Source organism: Thermosulfurimonas sp. F29 (assembly GCF_019688735.1).
Lineage (GTDB): Bacteria > Desulfobacterota > Thermodesulfobacteria > Thermodesulfobacteriales > Thermodesulfobacteriaceae > Thermosulfurimonas_A.
In genome coordinates this window covers 520,951-538,197 of record NZ_JAIFYA010000001.1, presented here as the reverse complement: position 1 = coordinate 538,197, position 17,247 = coordinate 520,951, and the positions used below count along the sequence as shown (strand labels likewise).

Below are 17,247 nucleotides of genomic sequence, written 5' to 3'. Positions count from 1 at the left end.
TCACGGGAACGGACGCAGCAGCGGGTGCCGGAGGGTTCGCACGATGAGGTGGCCGGCAAGATCAAACACCCGCCGGGCCCGGTCCACCAGGGCCCCGTCGGCGGTACAGACCACCGCGGCCTCAAGCACCCTGGTTTCCGCATCCCGGAGGGCCAGCACCTCTCCGGGGATCCCCAGGGGTTCCAGGAGACTGCGACGGAGCCTTGCTGCCAGTTCCCCGGAACCGGAGACGGGGGCGTCCAGGTAAAAGCCCAAAAAGGCCGGTCTATAACGGCGAAGAAATCCCAGAAGCAGGGCTTCCAGGCGGGGGAGTTCCGGGCTCAGGCAAAGACGGGGGCCGGCTCTCTCTGCGTCCCGCACGAAACCATCCCGGGCCAGCACCAGGGGGCGTCTCCGCAGGGCGTGCGCCAGGGTGGCGAGTACATTGTAGCCGTCCACGGCCACGGAAGCCCCGACGAGCTCACCGGGACGCACCCGTTTTTCCCGTCTGCAGCGGGCCACCTCGCGGGGCACCGTACCTCGCAGGACGAGCTCCCTTTCCCCGGTGTTGAGATCATAACGATCGCCTACCAGTTTTAAGGCCGCCCGCTCCGGATAGCCTCGATCCAGCAACCAGGCGAAGTCCCGCGCGGCTCGTATCAGCCTTTCCACCTTGCCGAGCCCTCCTTTTGGTAGTATTTAAAAAGTCCATGTTTGCGGGACGGAGGCCGCAATGAAAAGACCCATGACCATGGCGGAAAAGATTCTGGCTGATCGAGCCGGACTCGAGGCGGTGGAGCCCGGGGAACTGGTGGAGGTCCCGGTGGATCTCACGCTGGCCAACGACATCACCGCACCGCTCGCCATCAAAATCTTTGACGAAACCGGAATAAACCGGGTCTTCGACCCGGAGCGTATCGTCCTGGTTATGGACCATTTTACCCCGAACAAGGACATCAAGAGTGCCGAACAGGTGCGCATGTGTCGGGAATTCGCCCGGCGTTTCGGAATCCGGCACTATTACGAGGGGGGAGCCTGCGGCATAGAACACGCCCTCCTCCCGGAACTGGGGTTGGTGGTCCCGGGCGATGTAGTGATCGGGGCCGATAGCCACACCTGCACCTACGGGGCCCTGGGGGCCTTTGCCACCGGAGTGGGCTCCACGGATCTGGCCGCCACCTGGATCACGGGAAAGACCTGGTTCAAGGTCCCGGAGACCATTCGTTTCGTTTATCGGGGGCGGCTCAAACCCTGGGTCAGTGGTAAAGATCTAATTCTCCACACCATAGGCGACATCGGGGTGGACGGGGCCCTCTACATGGCCATGGAATTTACGGGGGAGGTTGTGCGCAGACTCTCCCTTTCCGAACGCCTCACCATGGCCAACATGGCCATCGAGGCCGGGGGCAAGGTGGGACTGATCGAGCCCGACCGCAAGACCCTCAATTATGTAAGGAGGCGCAGCCGGAGGACACCGCGCGTGTACCGGAGTGATCGCAGGGCCCGCTATCGGGAGGTTCGGGAATACGACTGTTCCCGCATTGAGCTACAGGTGGCCTTTCCGCATTTGCCTTCCAATGTAAAACCGATCACCGACATCCCGGAAATCCCCATTGATCAGGTGGTGATCGGATCCTGCACCAACGGGCGTTTGGAAGACCTGGCCGTGGCCGCAAGGATCCTTCGGGGACGGAAGGTAAACCCCAATGTACGGACCATCATCATTCCGGCCACCCCGGGGATCTATCGCGAAGCCCTTCGCCGGGGCTACATAAGAACCTTCCTCGAGGCCGGGGCCATCGTGTCTCCGCCCACCTGCGGTCCGTGTCTGGGAGGGCACATGGGGATTCTGGCCAGGGGGGAGCGGGCCGTAGCCACCACCAACCGGAACTTCGTGGGGCGCATGGGACATCCGGAAAGTGAGGTTTATCTCGCCGGGCCGGCGGTGGCCGCGGCCTCGGCGGTTCTGGGACGGATAGGAAGCCCCGAAGAGCTGGGCCTTAAGGAGGGGTAAATCATGACGCGGATAAAGGGGCGCGCTTTCAAGTTCGGGGACAATGTGGACACCGATGTGATCATCCCGGCCCGGTATCTCAACACCACCGATCCGGAGGAACTGGCCCGACACTGCATGGAGGACGCTGACCCGGACTTCGTGAAAAAGGTCCGGCCCGGGGACCTCATCGTGGCCGGAAGGAACTTCGGCTGCGGGTCCTCCCGGGAACACGCCCCGGTGGCCATAAAGGCGGCGGGAATCTCCTGCGTGATCGCGGAAAGTTTCGCCCGCATCTTCTACCGCAACGCCTTTAACACCGGACTTCTCATTCTGGAAAGTCCCGAGGCCAGTCGGGACATAGACGAGGGCGACGAGGTGGAGGTGGACGCCGAAGCCGGGGAGATTCGGAACCTGACCAAGGATCGGGTTTACCGGGTGAAACCCCTTCCGCCCTTCATGCGGGAGTTGCTGCGCGACGGGGGGCTCATTCCCCACCTGGTCAAAAGGTATAAAACCGCCCGACTCGAGGACGAATAGTTGACAGAACCGGCGGGGCTTTTAAAATTTTCTGTGTAAACGACGGGCGCGTAGCTCAGTTGGATAGAGCGTTGGCCTCCGGAGCCAGAGGTCGTGGGTTCGAATCCCGCCGCGCCCTCTACAAATTTCCGTAATTTCAACACTCCCGGACCTCCGTTTTCCGGACCGATCTGCGTCGTTCCGGGTCGTTTTATGCTATCACACGGTAAAAATACGGTAAAAGGAGGTCCGGCCCATGGCCACCCTCTCCCGCCACCCCTATAAGCGTCGCTTCCGGGTCCGGTATAAGATCACCTACCCCGACGGAAGAAAGGTTGAACGCTCCCGTCTCTGCCACACCAAAAAGGAAGCCAGAGCCCTTCTTGCCAGAGCCGAAATGCTCGAGGAAATGACCAGATTTGCGAACTACACCCCCGAAGAAGTGAAACAGTGGCAGGGCGCGGGGCTTCTCTCAAGACCGGATCTCCAGGCCCTTATGTCCGTGTTCGATACCGGGCTTCCGGGCTACACCCTGAAGGAGGCCGTCTCGGATTACCTCGCCGAAAGCAAACATCTATCCCGGGGAGAACGTCAGGCCAGGGGAATAAGATCCCGCAACATTCTCCGTATCCTGGGGCTCTCTACACCCCTTGCCTCCCTAAAACCCTCAGACGCCGAAATCCTTAAAAGAGTTCTTCTCGAGAAAGGCTACTCCCCGAATACCGTAAACAAACACCTGAGAGATCTCAAAAGGATCGCAGAAAGAGCCGTATCCCTCGGTCTCCTTCCGAGCAATCCCTTCTCCGCCGTCAAACCGTTGAAAAACCACAAACCCTTCCAGCCCCGGGTGCTCTCCCCTCAGGAGGTGGAAATGGTCCTCGCCGAAGCCAGGAAATCCAGACTCCTTTACGGATGGATGTATCTGATCTTTCTTTTTGCCTTCGGATGCGGACTGAGAAGGTCGGAAATACTTTCCCTCCAGTGGGAATGGATCGACTGGGAAAGACGACTTGTCTTCGTAAAGAAAACCAAAACAGGTAAACCCAGGTTCGTGGGCCTGGGGGAAAGACTCTATCGTGAACTCGTGAGACTGAAGGAAAAATTGCTCGAAAGAGGTGAAATCCCGAAGGGAAGAATACTTCCTCCCATCCACCACGACTCCATAACCTCGGCCGCCGCAAGAGTATTCCGCAGGTGCGGACTTTCGGGCGTCCGCTTCCACGACGCCAGACACACCTACGCCACACATCTCCAGATCCTGGCGGGAGCCTCTCCGGTCGAGGCCATGGCACGCACCGGCCATTCCTCCGTGGACATGCTGCTACACTACAGCCATCCCGCAAATCCCACCATCTTCGAGGACGCCCTGCCGTATATGAGGGAGGGGAAGTAAATCTCAAATTTCCGCTTGAGATTTTCGAATTTTTAAGATATGCGTTTAGCCAAATGAGCGGAAGATCCGAAGCAAGACCTTATTGGGCCGATCTCTCGTGGAGTGATATCGATCTTGCTTCCCTCTATGATGAAAAATGGGATCTTACCGGACGCATCCACACCCAAACCAAACTGCAAATCCTCGCTCAATATTATGACATCTGGCTAAAAATATGGAACAACCAGAATTGGATTAACCGAGACTGGTATTACATCGATCTCTTTGCCGGAAGAGGAATATACTCGCTGAAAACCTCTGATCAAATCACCTACTGGCCGGGATCTCCGATAATATTCCTTAATTGTTTCGCCCAATTTCATCGGCAGGGAAAATTTAAAAAAAGAACCCGCGTCCATCTCATTCTCGTGGAGAAAAGAGCTAGCAACGCTGGTGTTCTCCAAACTTTAACGCATCAGTTTCTCGGAAGATACCCGGAGCTAAGGGACCTCTGCCGAATACAGATCATTCAGGGGGACTGCAACGAGGTCATTCATGAAGTTTGCGCCAGCATCCCCGACAAGCATAAAACCCTGGGAAACCCTCTTTTTATTTTCATCGATCCTTACGGACTTCAGATAAAAGTAGACACGCTTAGAACTCTTCTTGGGCTTCCCAATCGCAAGGACATAATGTTCAACTTCATCCTGGAAGGGGTGCAGAGAGTAAGAGGGTTTGCCGAAAGGGTTAAGAATAAAGAAAATGTGGCGATCAAGGAACTCAAAACCTTAAAGACTCTCGAAGAGTTCATGGGGGCCGATGTGAATGTTATTCCCAAAGACAGCCTCGAAATGCTCAGATTTTTCGTAGAAAAAAACTTTCCGGGAATGAAAGTGGTAGCTTACGACATGCCCTACCCGCACAAAAGGGACGTAATCTATTACCTCATCTTTGCCTCTCGTAAAGGAAGCATCACCCAAATCGTTAAAGATGTTTATGCCAGGATGAAGCAACGGCAACATCCTTCCATCTGGGGCCCGGAGATTTACAAAAAAAACCTTTTTTCTGTCGAGGCAGATAACGGCAACACTACTCCACAAGAAGGGATATACCGGAAGTCGCTTCTTTATCGCACGAAGGTGGAATATTCCGACTGGACCATAAACCACTTCCTAGGATGCATGCATGGATGCCGTTTCCCCTGCTACGCCTTCATGATGGCCAGGAGATTCGGATGGGTGCGTTCTTATGAGGATTGGATACGCCCCAGGCTGGTTCTCAATGCTATGGATCTGCTCTATCGGGAATGGCTCAAGTATGGGCGCGAGATAGAGTGCGTACATCTCTCCTTCATGACCGATCCTTTCATGTTCGACCACCGTGAAGGAAAACTCGCCCAAACCTTTGTGGATATGACCCTCAAAATCATCCGGTTTTTGAACGAAAAAGGGATCAGAGTTACTACTCTTACCAAAGGGTATTACCCAGAGGAAGTTAGGGATCTCTCCAAAGACAATGAATATGGAATTACTTTGATTTCTCTTAATTCGAAATTTAAAGAAAACTTTGAGCCTTATTCCGCTCCATACAAGATGCGCATCGAGTCACTGAAAAAACTGGCCAGGGCGGGCTTTAAAACCTGGGTCTCGATCGAGCCCTACCCCACTCCAAATATTGATCCTGAAAGTTCACAGATAGAAAAGTTGCTTCAACAAATTGATTTTGTGGACCGGATAATTTTCGGAAAGCTAAACTATAACGTGAGCTCAAATGCCTATCACAAATATGAAGAATTTTATCGAAAAATGAGCGAAAGAGTGATCGAATTTTGTGAAAAACAGGGAATTAAATACCACATAAAGACCGGTACCCCTACCCCTTAGTTCCCCTAAACTGGATTAGACATCACTTCGGATAATACCTGACGGGAGGCCTCCCCCGTGAAGCTCTCCTTCCGGTTAGCGTCCTCTCCGGTTCGGTAAAAGCATTCCGGTTCACCGGATGCCTCTCGATGAAGGCTCTTAAGTCCGACCACCTTACGAGAAGCTGTTTTCCCGGTTTGTAGGCAGGAAGCTCCTGCGCGTATATCTTCTTTTTCAGGGTCTCCGCCGGGATGGAGGTGAGCTTCTCCGCCTCCTCAAGCGTGAGATACACTTTTCCTCCCGGGCCGACCCGGCCCTCGATTTCCTCAAGCCTGGCGACCAGCATCCTGTGAAGTGGACCCCGAAATTTGTACAGTGTGGTAAGGTGAAAAGATCAGACAAAGGAGGGGTCCGATTTTACATAGAGAGGTACCTGAAATGGCTCGAAGAAGAAAAACAGAGGTCGAACTGATAATCGAACTTCTCGAAAGAGAAGGCTTCCGACCCGTCACAGAAGAAGATAAGAACAAACCCTGGTACAAAGCCGCCATGGCCCCGGTGGACTGCTTCGAGGAACCCGTTTTGTACAGTATACACCCCCTAACTTGAGCTTCGAATTCACTATAGCCTCATCAGTCAAGAAAGAGAATAGCAAAATCGAACGAAGAGCACAAGTGCCCTCAGAACAAATACCTTTGTTCGAATTGCCTACCATACCTTCCAAAAGATACAAAAAACAGAAAATCGAAAATATTAAAAAAGTATAACATTAAAGCAATATAGCTTATTTTCCAAGGAAGAAGATTGAATGGGCGCTACCAGGAGGCGACTACAAAAACTCACATTCAATTAATTTAGTTTTCGAGACTTATCAATTAGTATAAATATTTAGAGACCAAATTGTAAAAGTTTAGACTTGATCTGACAGTTGGCCCCTCCAGAGGCTCCACCTGTCAGGCTCGGTCAGAACCCAAATCCTGCCTCCACATTAGAATGCATCTTTTCCTTTGCCAAGGGCACATTTCCCAAAAACGTCTCCATCGGCGTCTTGCCTTCACAGTACTTCCCCTGATGCGGCCTCTGCCGGTTGTACCTCTCTATCCACAAATCCAAGTCCTCCTGAAGCTCCTCCAAACTCCGATAAAGCTTCCTCCTCAACGCTATCGAGTAAAACTCCTCCTGATCGTCCGATGAAACCTCTCGCATATCCCGTTGGTCTGCGGATTCTTGGCCTTGGTCTTCGTGTGCTCTATGTCGTTTAAGGCCAAAAAGAGCTCGTACTCGTGCCGGTCTATACGTCCACAAAACTCCGTTCCCCGATCCGTCAGTATCCTCAATACCGATATCCCGTGCTCTTCAAAAAACGGTATCACCCGATCGTTCAGTAAGTCCGCACTATTGATGGGATGCTTGCTGGTGTAAAGCTTGGCAAAAGCCACCTTGGAATAGGTGTCTATAAAGGTCTGCTGGTAGATTCGGCCCACCCCTTTGATGGTCCCCACATAGTAAGTGTCCTGGGCTCCTAGATAGCCCACGTGCTCGGTCTCTATCTCCCCCTGGGCTACCTTCTCCTCCCTGGCCTTCTCAAGCGCTTGAAGCTGCCTTTCCGTAAGAACCTCCCCCGTCCTGGCTACCCGCTCCTCCAAGGCCTTGAGCCTCTTTTCAAATCGCTCAAGCCCATGCCTTAACCAAATGCTCCTTACCCCTGCCGGTGATACAAATATCCCTCGTTTCCTCAGTTCATCACTTACCCTCTTCTGCCCTAAAGAGGGATCCTCCAGGGCCAGCTCCACTACCGCCCGCTCTACCTCCTTCGAAACCCGGTTCTTGAGGTTGGGTTTCCGGCGGCTCTTCTCGTAAAGAGCCTCTATCCCGCCTTACTCATAGGCTTTCTTGATCCGGTAGAAGGTGTCCCGGCTGAAGCCCATGACTCGGCAGGCCTCGGATACGTTTTTCAAGTACGCCGCCAACTCTAGCAAACCTAGCTTGTTCTTGATAAGCTTCTCTTGGGTGGTCATGGCTACTCCTCCTTGTTTTGAGTTTTGGGTGGAGCTCCCTGGAGGGTAGCCCGGACCACCCCCCTTTGGGAAGGCCTCACTGTCAGATTAAGTCTGAGCTAATGCACCAAATACATTAGGATACCGGTTTATCTGGTCTTCCAGATCCTCATCATACTTTATAGAAATCACCAGGTATCCAGCTTCTTCTAACAATTTTCGCTGTTCATAATCCCTTTCCTGAATTCTCTTTTCGTCATGAACTGAGCCATCACAGAAAATACATACATTGCCAGCTCTGTAATAAAAATCAGGACAGGCTTTAAGACCTAAATTTTCATCTATAATTAATTTCTGAGCTTCATCGGGAAGCTTCCTACCGGTTTTGTACAAATACTCTAAAAAGCGTTTCTCCAAGGAAGAACGAGGATCAATTTGCTTTAAAAGAAAGTGGTATTGTTCTTCTCTACTAGAAAAATCTTGGGCTACCAAATCCGCTTCTCTAAGTTTCAAGAGCAAATCCCTAACCAAAAACCTGTCTAAAATCAAATGATCCGGCTGATTCTGATAAGAAAGAAGACACCGATAGCACGCTCTGGTACAACGTTCTTCAGAATCTTTTGGTTCCAGATCATCTCCTTCAGGAGAAAAATGGCAAATTTCCAAAGCTAAGTGGGCTAACTTACGGAAAATGTCGGGTTCATCTACAAGTCTTCTTAACACTCCAAGGCTTCCTTCACTGGCTTCCCAGAAAAGAATGCCCTTTTGTTCTCCTTCTCCCAGTCTAGTCGCTGAAATTTCACCCTCCGCAAGTTGAAAATATGTTTCTATAGCAGAGAGCATGGCCGCCTGAAAGGAAGCCAGAATGGCGTCTTCTCTATGTTCAGGTGCGATAGGCTGAATTAGTAGAATGTTTTTGGTATCTTTTGTAAAAGGTAAAACACGTTTGACCCTTTCAGGGGAAAGATCACTTTCCTTTGAATCTTTAAGCCATTTCCCGCTCTCGAAGTCCAACAAAAATCCCCGGGGAGTTTTACTTTGGAGCCATCCTTGATTGACGAGCCAAAGAGTAGCCGAAGGCCCGAAGGTAGCTCGAAAAAGTTCTTCTCGGCCAACCATTACTTTATAGCCTCTTTTTCGAATCCCCGATTTACCGACTGAATAACGGAAAAAGGTATCTATTTTATAACCAAGTCTTACCCGCTCTTCCTCATCACAGGTGATTCTACGGCATTTGATAGCCACAACATCTGGAAGATCGAACAGGCTGTCAGTAGTTATTGAGGTTTCAGCATTTAAAGAGACACCACAATTTTCACAACAATCAATTTCCTGAATTTCATGAATATACCCACATTGTTTACATAGTCTCACACTTTTAAGGCGTGAATGAATTTGGCTTAACGGCATCTGGACTCTATCAACCATAAATATCTGTCCCTCATGATAGATCAGATTGAAAGGGGCAAACTCCCGAATAGCCAAAAATCTTGGTCTTGTGATGAATTCTCCCTGTTCCCCCACAGAAAGATAGGCTCTTATGGGTAGCCTCGGAAAATTGTAACCCGGCAAAAATCCTTCACAGGCGAGATAACGATAAGGATAAAAATCTGATTCGGTATTTTCAGCTTGATTAAGAAGGAGCTCTATCTGTCTTAAAGCCTCCCTTTGCATCCTCTCTGCTTTTTGGCGCCTTTCCTGCATTTCTTTGCGATTCCCTTTAATCATAAGTAGCTTTAAGATCTCATCTTGAGCTTTTCGTATCTGCTCTTCAGCAAGATGGTAAAGAGTTCGCCACCTATCAAAGGCCTTATCAAATAATTCGGGAGCCCTTTCCAAAGTCTCTTTAATCCACTTTTCATCGGGGAAGAATTTTTCTTCTTCATTATTTAGTCTTTTTTCTCTTTCAATCAGTCTTTTAGCTTCCTCAAAAGCAGCTTCAATGTAGCGAGGATCAGAAATGGTCTTTTTGATGTCTTCATGCAGGGGATATCCTGAAAACTCTAAATCTAGTATCTCACGTATACTATGCCCCAAATTGAGTCCAGTCTTTGCCAGCCAAATAGCATGTAGATGTTCTCTAAGCATGTCTTCATTTGAAAGATCAAACCGTGGTGGCGTCACTGCTCCGGCAATCATCTTTACTGGACGATGGAAGAAGTACTGGTCATGCGGACTTTTAGCTGCACAATAAGTAATGACTACCGCAGGCTGTCCCCCTCTTCCTGCTCGTCCGCTTCGCTGGGCATAATTGGCCGGAGAGGGCGGAACATTTCGCATGTGAACCACATTTAAATCCGCAATATCAATCCCAAGCTCCATGGTAGGGGAACAATAAAGTACCGGAACCTCCCCTTTCCTGAAAAGCTTCTCTCTTTTTTCACGAACTTCCTTGCCAATCTGTCCAGTATGTTCGGCAGCCTGAAGGTTTTTAAATTCTGAAGCAAGTTCTTTATAAAGTCTCACAAAGAAGGGATGGGCTCGGCGTAGAAGTTTGTCGATGTCGGCCCCTTTGAGCCATTTAGAACGAATCGGATCCGGGACCGGAATTTCTCCCGTGCCTTTTTGCCAGACGATTGATCCCACCTGAACCTGAATGGCTTTTCCGTCCGGTCTCTTCCTTACGAATCCACAGCCAATAAGAAGATCTACGAACGCCGGTAAAAACTCCTCCTGATACTCCTCTTCCGAAAGCGGTTTGGTTAAAAGTCCGTCCCAGGTTTCAGGTGATCTTAGGAATCTTCCTAGCTTGCTTCTTGCCGAAAGGCTCCATTCGTTTTCTCTTCTCTCATGATAGGGATCAATCACAAACCACGAAGCTCTCCGTAAAATCTCATCGTCAGCAAAATTCCAAGGCTCTTTGATTTCTTGGCGCACCTCCCTAAGAAGGCTTTCCTGGGCTTCGGGAGTAAGAACATGAGCATCTATGGCTAGGGCCTGCCGCATAAAGTCCAGAAAGTTCTTCACCACAAAGAAGCGCTTCTCAGGGGTAGCCTTAGCCAAAAGTGGATGAGCCTGAAAGAGACTGTCTTTATGGCAAATTTCTCTCAGGCCGTGATACTCTATTTTCAGCAAACCGACCTGCTCAAGATTGGGCTGAACTACCCGCCACCCTCGCCTCAGGTCCTCTAAAATCCGATATTCAAGCAACCGGATAAAGGCCTTCCGTTTGCGCTCAAATCCCGGAGTTCCTGGTTCTGCCGGTTCTTTGGCGTACATCTCCTGGGGTAGATTGAGGGCTTCATATACAGCAAAGGCTATGTTCTCGTGAGTGAGCTCTCGCGCTTCTTCTAGGGCACGGTAAACGCCAGACCTTATCAGAGCCACTTGAACAAAATCATTAAAATGTCCCGCCTGAAGAGAGGCATCTTGCCGATTGTCAGTAAAAGAAAGAAGTTTACAAGCCTCTTGTGAAATTCCCTGCTTGCGTAGATGGACTATAGTTGAGACGCTGAGAAGTGTGGTGGCTGTACTCCTCCCTTCGGAAGAAAAACGGGCCAACTTTTTAAATTCTCTTTCCTTGCGGGTATAAACTATTCCACAATTGAGACAAAAAAGAAAAGGATATCTCACAAACCAACCAGGAGCGGAATCTTCGGTCTCTTCAAAGGAAATTTTCCCATCGGGAGTAACCCATACCCTCCGGGGGACATGATCTTCGTACTTTTTACTAATTCTTCCTTTTGGCGTTTTCCAGGTATCCGGTAGTTCCTCAAGGGAAGCTTCGTTCCAGACGGTGTCCGGTTCCTCTTCGATAACCAAATAACCGGCTTGAATCTCCTCAGCTTCTTCTTCCAGGGTTTCTTCCAGAGGTAAAAACTGGTTTTCTTGAGTATCCCAAACCACTTGGTAATATTCCTGTCCGCACTCTCGGCAAAAAACCAGTGGAAAAAGAGGGCGCTTAAGACCTTCCACATCGGGAGCAAAATTTTTGATCTCGGCGGTAAAAAATCTAGTTGAAGGCTTTTCTAAGGTAGCCAAAATGTTTTCACCCTGCGCCACAAATTGGTGAAGTTTGAAAGGGAAAACTGTGGTGCCATCGGGAAGTTTTAAGCGACTCCCGAGATTAAACATGTGCTGAAGGTACTTAACGGCCGTTCCTTCAGATACACCGGTTTCTTCGGCCAGCTTTTTCGCGCCTTCGGAAAGGGTAATGGGCTCTCTGCGCATTAAATATCCGTCTTTTTCCGTAAGACCAAAAGTATCCTCAATCCAAGCCGCAACCGGATGCCTCAAAAACTCGTCCAGAGAAATATCTTCCGAAGGAGGCGGAGAAGCCAGAGCTTCTCTTAGACTCTCTTTCGAAAAATGGCCACAGGTGACTCTTTTCAGAGTTTCATCAATTACATTTTCTGGCGGTATCCTTCTTCCGAAGAAATTTGAGGCTACCTGGGCCACTACTTCTTTGCGATGGAAACGGTCTCCTTCTGTGGCCAGGGTGGCGCTTGTACCTATTAAAATTAGATCTTGATTTCCGGTTCTTTCCGCCAATCGGCGAATCAATAAGGCGACATCTGCTCCCTGGCGCCCGGTATAGGTATGAAGTTCGTCAAATACCAAAAATTTAATGCGAGCATAATTCTGATCCACAAAAACTTGCTCGTGATGCCGAGCAAGCATGAGTTCCAGCATGACATAATTGGTAAGCAAAATGTGGGGTGGATTTTTTTGAAGGCGTTCTCTGGTTTGAGCATCTTCCTGGCCGGTATAGCGGGCTACGGTTACAGGGCATTCGGGTAGATTTGAAAGAAGGTTTTTAAAGCCTTCAAGCTGAGAATTGATTAGGGCGTTCATCGGATAAACAATGATGGCCCTCACCCTTTTGTCTTGAGGGTCGTTTTTCAGGACATAATCCACAATAGGAATAAAAAAACAAAGGCTCTTTCCTGAACCCGTTCCGGTAGTAAGAACATAGGATTCTCCCTTGGCTGCTTTTATTATGGCTTCTTCCTGGTGCCGATAAAGATGAAAAGGTTTCCCTTCTTTGGTTCTTAAAATTTGGGCACAGTCAGGATGAAGAAGGCCTTCGCGGACCAGATCTTCTACCGTAGCCCCTTTTTCATAAGCAGGATTAAGCTGAACTCTCGCCTCGGGCCAGAGAGAACCACGGCTCAAAAATCTATCCACATAATCTCTCAGTCGTTCGTCCCTGATATTCAGAAAACCGCTAACATATTCACTGTAGTCGGAAATAAGGCTTTTACAGAGCTGAAAGGCATCCATTGGTCCCCCCTCAGCTTTTTTGCTCTTGTCTAAAATACCAAATCTAGATAGCATTTTAAGGGAAGATGTTTGAGTTCTCGCCGGGAGCTATTGTCCATTGTCGGGGGCGTGAGTGGGTCATCTCCAGCGTAACGAAAGACCTTGTGCACTTAAAGCCTTTGGTGGGGCAGGAATCCGAAACCTGGGCCATCTATAAACCACTGGCTTATCTTGAGGATATTAAATCTGCTTCTTTCCCCCTGCCGGACGAAAAGGACTTAGGGAATTTTGCCAGAGCCCGACTTCTAGCTGAGGCTTTACGCCTTTCTCTTCGATACGGCATTACTTCTCTTCAGTCCGCAGGCAAACTCAATTTTGACCCCCGTCCCTACCAGTTGGTGCCCTTGATAATGGCTCTTCGCCTTGAACCCGTGCGCATTCTTATTGCCGACGATGTAGGCGTAGGTAAAACCATCGAGGCTGGTCTTATCCTCAAGGAGTTAATCGAGCGCGGAGAGATAAATCGCTTTATTGTGCTCTGCCCTCCGTATTTGGCAGATCAGTGGGCTTATGAACTGCGAGAGAAATTTGCTTTGCCAGCAGAAGTTATTTCTCCCAAAACTATGGCTATACTTGAAAGAAAAACTCCAGGAGATGCAACCATTTTTAATTATTATCCCTATCTCGTAGCTAGCATTGACTACCTCAAGGGTGAGCGTTGGCGTTCCATTTTACTGAAATATGCTCCTGAATTAGTAGTAGTTGATGAGGTCCACATCTGTGCTCGGCCGCCACAGGCCGGAAGTCGGGATCAACATCTACGCTATGAGTTGGTCAAAGCTCTTGCCGAAGATCCAGGCCGTCATCTTGTACTGTTAACCGCCACCCCTCACAGCGGTATCGAAGAATCTTTTAGGTCTCTGATTGGTTTTTTGAATCCCGACTTTGAAACCCTTGATTTAGACGGCCTAAGCCAAGAAGAGCGCCGGAGGGAGCGCGAACGCTTAGCCCGTCACTTCATCCAGCGCACCCGAAAAGATGTAAAAGAATGGCTTGGCGCAGATACTCCCTTCCCAGAAAGAAAGTCTTTTGATCTTCCTTACACCTTAAGCCCTGCCTACCGTGAGCTTTTTGACGAGGTATACGAGTTTGCCCATGAGTTGGTAAGGACCGCAAAGCAGGCCGAAATTCCTAGACGACGCAGGCTCCGGTTTTGGGCCGCCTTGGCCCTACTGCGTTCGGTCATGTCAAGCCCGGCCTCGGCCGTGGCCGCTTTTGAAACCAGGCTCCGGACCAAACTCAAAAAGACTTCTGAATCCCAGGAAGACTACGCTCTCGATGAGACCGAAGAAGAAACCCTTTTTTCCCCTTTAGTGTACGATCCCCTTACAAAAGAGGTGGCTGACGACACCAATCCTCAAGCCGTTATTGAACACCAGTTAGAAACCGAGGAAGCCTCTTTCCAATCCCATGAAATTAGACGGTTAAGAGAATTCCTTAAAAAAGCTAGGTCTTTATCTTATGAGGAGGATGAAAAATTCCGAAAAGTTGTCGCTACAGTTAGGAGTCTTCTTGAGGAAGGGTTTTCACCTGTTATTTACTGCCGCTACATCACCACGGCGGAGTATGTGGCTAAAGGCCTGCGCCACGAGCTTGAAAAATCTTTTTCTGATCTTGGCATTTCTGCTATTACCGGACGTATTACCGAAGACGAACGCCGCTTGAAAGTAGAGGAACTTTCCCGCTACCCCAAGCGGGTTTTGGTAGCTACGGACTGCCTCAGTGAAGGTATAAATCTTCAGGAACATTTTAATGCCGTCATTCATTACGATCTTCCCTGGAATCCTAATCGTCTTGAGCAACGTGAAGGCCGGGTGGATCGCTTTGGTCAGCCTCATCCAGTAGTCAAAACATTTCTCGTCTATGGTCAGGACAATCCGGTGGACGGCGCAGTACTTGAGGTCCTTCTACGCAAAGCCAGAGAAATCCACAAGAGCTTGGGTATTCTAGTACCTCTTCCACAGGATCACGCCAAAGTCATGGAAGCTTTAATCGAATCTCTCTTTTTAAAAAGCGGGCACAAATTTCGACAGTACAGTCTTTTCGAAGAACCGGACATCAACCAGGTAACTCGTCTTTGGGACGAAGCCGCAAGTCGCGAAAAGAAAAGCCGAAGCATCTTCGCCCAGAGGGCCATCAAACTCCAGGATGAAGTGGCGAGAGAGCTTGCCGAAGTGGCAAAGCGCTTGGGGACTCAAAAAGATGTTGAACGCTTTGTCCTTGAAGCTGTGGAAGCTCTCGGAGGGGATATCCGAAAAGAGAAAGAGGGTGTTTATCTTTTACACTTAAGTACTCTTCCGCCCGAAGTCCGTGTTCGCACCGGCCTTGAAGACGCCCGCCTAAAGATATCGTTTCATTTTCCGCCGCCTGAGGGAGCAGTTTTTATTGGCAGAAACCATATGATAGTGGAGGCCCTATCTTCTTACATTTTAGGACAAGCCCTTTCCACTCGCCACTCGCCACTCACCACTCGCTATTTGCCGGCTGCCCGGGCCGCAGTTATCCGCACCGAAGCCGTTTCCCGACGCACGGTTCTTTACCTTCTACGGGTCCGCTATCAAGCCCGCAATAAACTTATAGAAGAGTTGGTTATTTATTCTCCATCTCTCAACGAAGACGAGGCTCGGGAACTCCTTTACTGGGCCGAACCCGCGGGCGAAGTCCTTCCCGAACACAAAAGAGAAGCCTTTCGTAAGGCTCTGGAAGAGTTTGAAATCTTAAAGCCTGAAATTGAATCTTTCCTGGAGCAAAGGGCTTCCGAAGTGGAAGAAAATATAAATCGTCTCCGTCGAGCCGGTGAGCGCCGCATAAAAGTTAGGTTTATCCCTCCGGCAGACCTCTTGGGGCTTTATGTGCTTTTTCCGAAACCTAAAATACACTAAGGAGGAGCAAAACATGATGGCCAAAGAATTATTAAAACGCATTGAAAAATTACCTTTAGATTTACAAAAAGAAGTGCTGGATTATTTAGAATTTTTGGAAAAAAAATACTTAACCCCTACAAATAAAGAAAAAGATTTTGAATTTCGTTGGGAAGGTTGTTTGAAACACATAAAAGAAAAATATTCGTCTGTGGAATTACAACATAAAGCTTTGGAATGGTGGTAGCATGTTTTTGCTAGACACTAACATTTTCCTAGAAATAGCGTTATCTCAAGAAAAGAAAGATATATGTAAGCATTTTATAAAAGAAAACGGAAGCAAATCCTATATAAGCGATTTTTCTTTACATTCTATAGGAGTTATACTATTTCGTTATAACCAAAAAGAAAGTTTCGTTGCATTCGTTGAAGATATTCTTTCTAAAATTCGCATAATTAGCCTTCCCCTAGAAAAACGAAAAGACCTTCTTGTAATAAGTAATACCTACGATTTAGATTATGACGATTCTTATCAAGTAGCCCTCTGTAAAGAATACGATTTGCAAATAGTGACAATGGATAAAGATTTCAAAAAAGCTGAAAACTTCATTAAAGTTCTCTTTCTTTGAAAGAAAAAATGGCCAGTTTGCGCGTTGAGGGCGGACTTTTAAATCCAGAAATACTCGAGAAAATCCGAAACGGCGAGGCACCGGGACAGAGTGCCAAAGATTTCGGCCTCAAGCGGTTTATCGAAGAAACTGCTTCTATCTGGAACGACGCCCGCGATTACTGGCGCAAGTTTCGCCGAAAGAGAGAAAATATCTCCTCCGATGATCTGGGCACAACCGTCACCAGAAACCTATGGATGGTGCCCCTTTTAACCCTCCTTGGTTACAATCCGGTATTTGTCAAAAAGGCCGAGGAAGTCTCCGGAAGGCTTTTTCCCATTTCTCATAGGGCAGATGAATCTCCAGCGTCTCCCCCGGTTCACATCGTGGGTTTTCGCCAGGATCTTGACCGACGTCCCCAAAGGCTGAAATTGTCTCCCCAGGCCACGGTTCAGGAGTATCTCAATCTCACTGACCACCTTTGGGGTGTAGTAACCAACGGTCTTCGCTTTCGGCTGGTTAGGGCAAGCAACAAACTTACCCGCCACTCCTACATCGAGTTTGACCTTGAGCACATCTTTGAAAGCGAAGACTTCCCGGCCTTTCTTCTCTTTTTCCGCCTGGCACACCGGAGCCGCCTGCCAAAGGATCTTGCCACGGCCCATGAATGCTGGCTCGAAAAATACCATCAGGAAAGTCTTGAACAGGGTGCCCGTATCCGCGACCGTCTGCGCGACAGTGTGGAGGAGGCCCTCAAAATCCTGGGAAACGGCTTTCTTTCTCATCCCGAAAAC

At 49.1% G+C, this 17,247-nt stretch carries 12 protein-coding genes, 1 tRNA gene and 1 pseudogene; 9 read left to right on the top strand and 5 right to left on the bottom strand.

The genetic code is table 11. The features are described 5' to 3' along the window. Entirely contained in the window at positions 1-651 is a 651-nt protein-coding gene (locus K3767_RS02765; protein ID WP_221172035.1) for a DUF434 domain-containing protein, read from the bottom strand. Between the two features lie 61 nt (positions 652-712). Between K3767_RS02765 and leuC the strand changes: the two genes are divergently transcribed. From leuC to tcmP, 5 genes are all read left to right on the top strand, one after another. Next, entirely contained in the window at positions 713-1,993 is a 1,281-nt protein-coding gene (leuC, locus tag K3767_RS02760; RefSeq protein ID WP_221172034.1) for a 3-isopropylmalate dehydratase large subunit, read from the top strand. A gap of 3 nt (positions 1,994-1,996) precedes the next feature. After that, positions 1,997-2,512, top strand: coding sequence for a 3-isopropylmalate dehydratase small subunit (leuD, locus tag K3767_RS02755; protein ID WP_221172033.1), 516 nt, complete (start codon positions 1,997-1,999; stop codon positions 2,510-2,512). A 44-nt stretch (positions 2,513-2,556) separates the two neighbouring features. Further along, positions 2,557-2,630: transfer RNA gene (locus tag K3767_RS02750), tRNA-Arg, on the top strand. Positions 2,631-2,747: 117 nt separating this feature from the next. Next, on the top strand, positions 2,748-3,884 hold the full coding sequence (locus K3767_RS02745) for a site-specific integrase (protein ID WP_221172032.1): 1,137 nt from the start codon (positions 2,748-2,750) through the stop codon (positions 3,882-3,884). A gap of 53 nt (positions 3,885-3,937) precedes the next feature. Continuing rightward, positions 3,938-5,746, top strand: coding sequence for a three-Cys-motif partner protein TcmP (tcmP, locus tag K3767_RS02740; protein ID WP_221172031.1), 1,809 nt, complete (start codon positions 3,938-3,940; stop codon positions 5,744-5,746). 22 nt (positions 5,747-5,768) lie between these two features. On the opposite strand, the gene K3767_RS02735 is transcribed toward tcmP, so the two are convergent. Further along, positions 5,769-6,071: a helix-turn-helix domain-containing protein gene (locus tag K3767_RS02735; protein ID WP_221172030.1), complete on the bottom strand. Its 303-nt coding sequence runs from the start codon at positions 6,069-6,071 to the stop codon at positions 5,769-5,771. Between the two features lie 92 nt (positions 6,072-6,163). On the opposite strand from K3767_RS02735, the gene K3767_RS02730 reads away from it, so the two are divergent. Continuing rightward, complete coding sequence (locus K3767_RS02730) at positions 6,164-6,334, top strand: hypothetical protein (RefSeq protein ID WP_221172029.1); 171 nt, start codon at positions 6,164-6,166, stop codon at positions 6,332-6,334. A gap of 354 nt (positions 6,335-6,688) precedes the next feature. On the opposite strand, the pseudogene K3767_RS02725 reads toward K3767_RS02730, so the two are convergent. Further along, positions 6,689-7,743 (bottom strand): annotated as a pseudogene (locus K3767_RS02725) (IS481 family transposase). Between the two features lie 87 nt (positions 7,744-7,830). After that, positions 7,831-12,945, bottom strand: coding sequence for a DEAD/DEAH box helicase (locus tag K3767_RS02720; RefSeq protein WP_221172028.1), 5,115 nt, complete (start codon positions 12,943-12,945; stop codon positions 7,831-7,833). Positions 12,946-13,010: 65 nt separating this feature from the next. On the opposite strand from K3767_RS02720, the gene K3767_RS02715 reads away from it, so the two are divergent. Genes K3767_RS02715 through K3767_RS02705 form a run of 3 tightly spaced genes read left to right on the top strand, consistent with a single transcriptional unit; the run spans position 13,011 to position 16,474 of the window. Further along, a complete protein-coding gene (locus K3767_RS02715) occupies positions 13,011-15,866 on the top strand; it encodes a helicase-related protein (RefSeq protein ID WP_221172027.1) in 2,856 nt (951 codons plus the stop codon). Between the two features lie 13 nt (positions 15,867-15,879). Further along, entirely contained in the window at positions 15,880-16,092 is a 213-nt protein-coding gene (locus tag K3767_RS02710) for a DUF2281 domain-containing protein (protein ID WP_221172026.1), read from the top strand. Position 16,093: 1 nt separating this feature from the next. After that, positions 16,094-16,474 carry a PIN domain-containing protein gene (locus K3767_RS02705; protein WP_221172025.1) on the top strand — a complete coding sequence of 127 codons (381 nt, stop codon included), beginning with the start codon at positions 16,094-16,096 and terminating at the stop codon, positions 16,472-16,474. 248 nt (positions 16,475-16,722) lie between these two features. On the opposite strand, the gene K3767_RS02700 is transcribed toward K3767_RS02705, so the two are convergent. Beyond that, on the bottom strand, positions 16,723-17,238 hold the full coding sequence (locus K3767_RS02700) for a hypothetical protein (protein WP_221172024.1): 516 nt from the start codon (positions 17,236-17,238) through the stop codon (positions 16,723-16,725). Between the last annotated feature and the right edge of the window lie 9 nt (positions 17,239-17,247).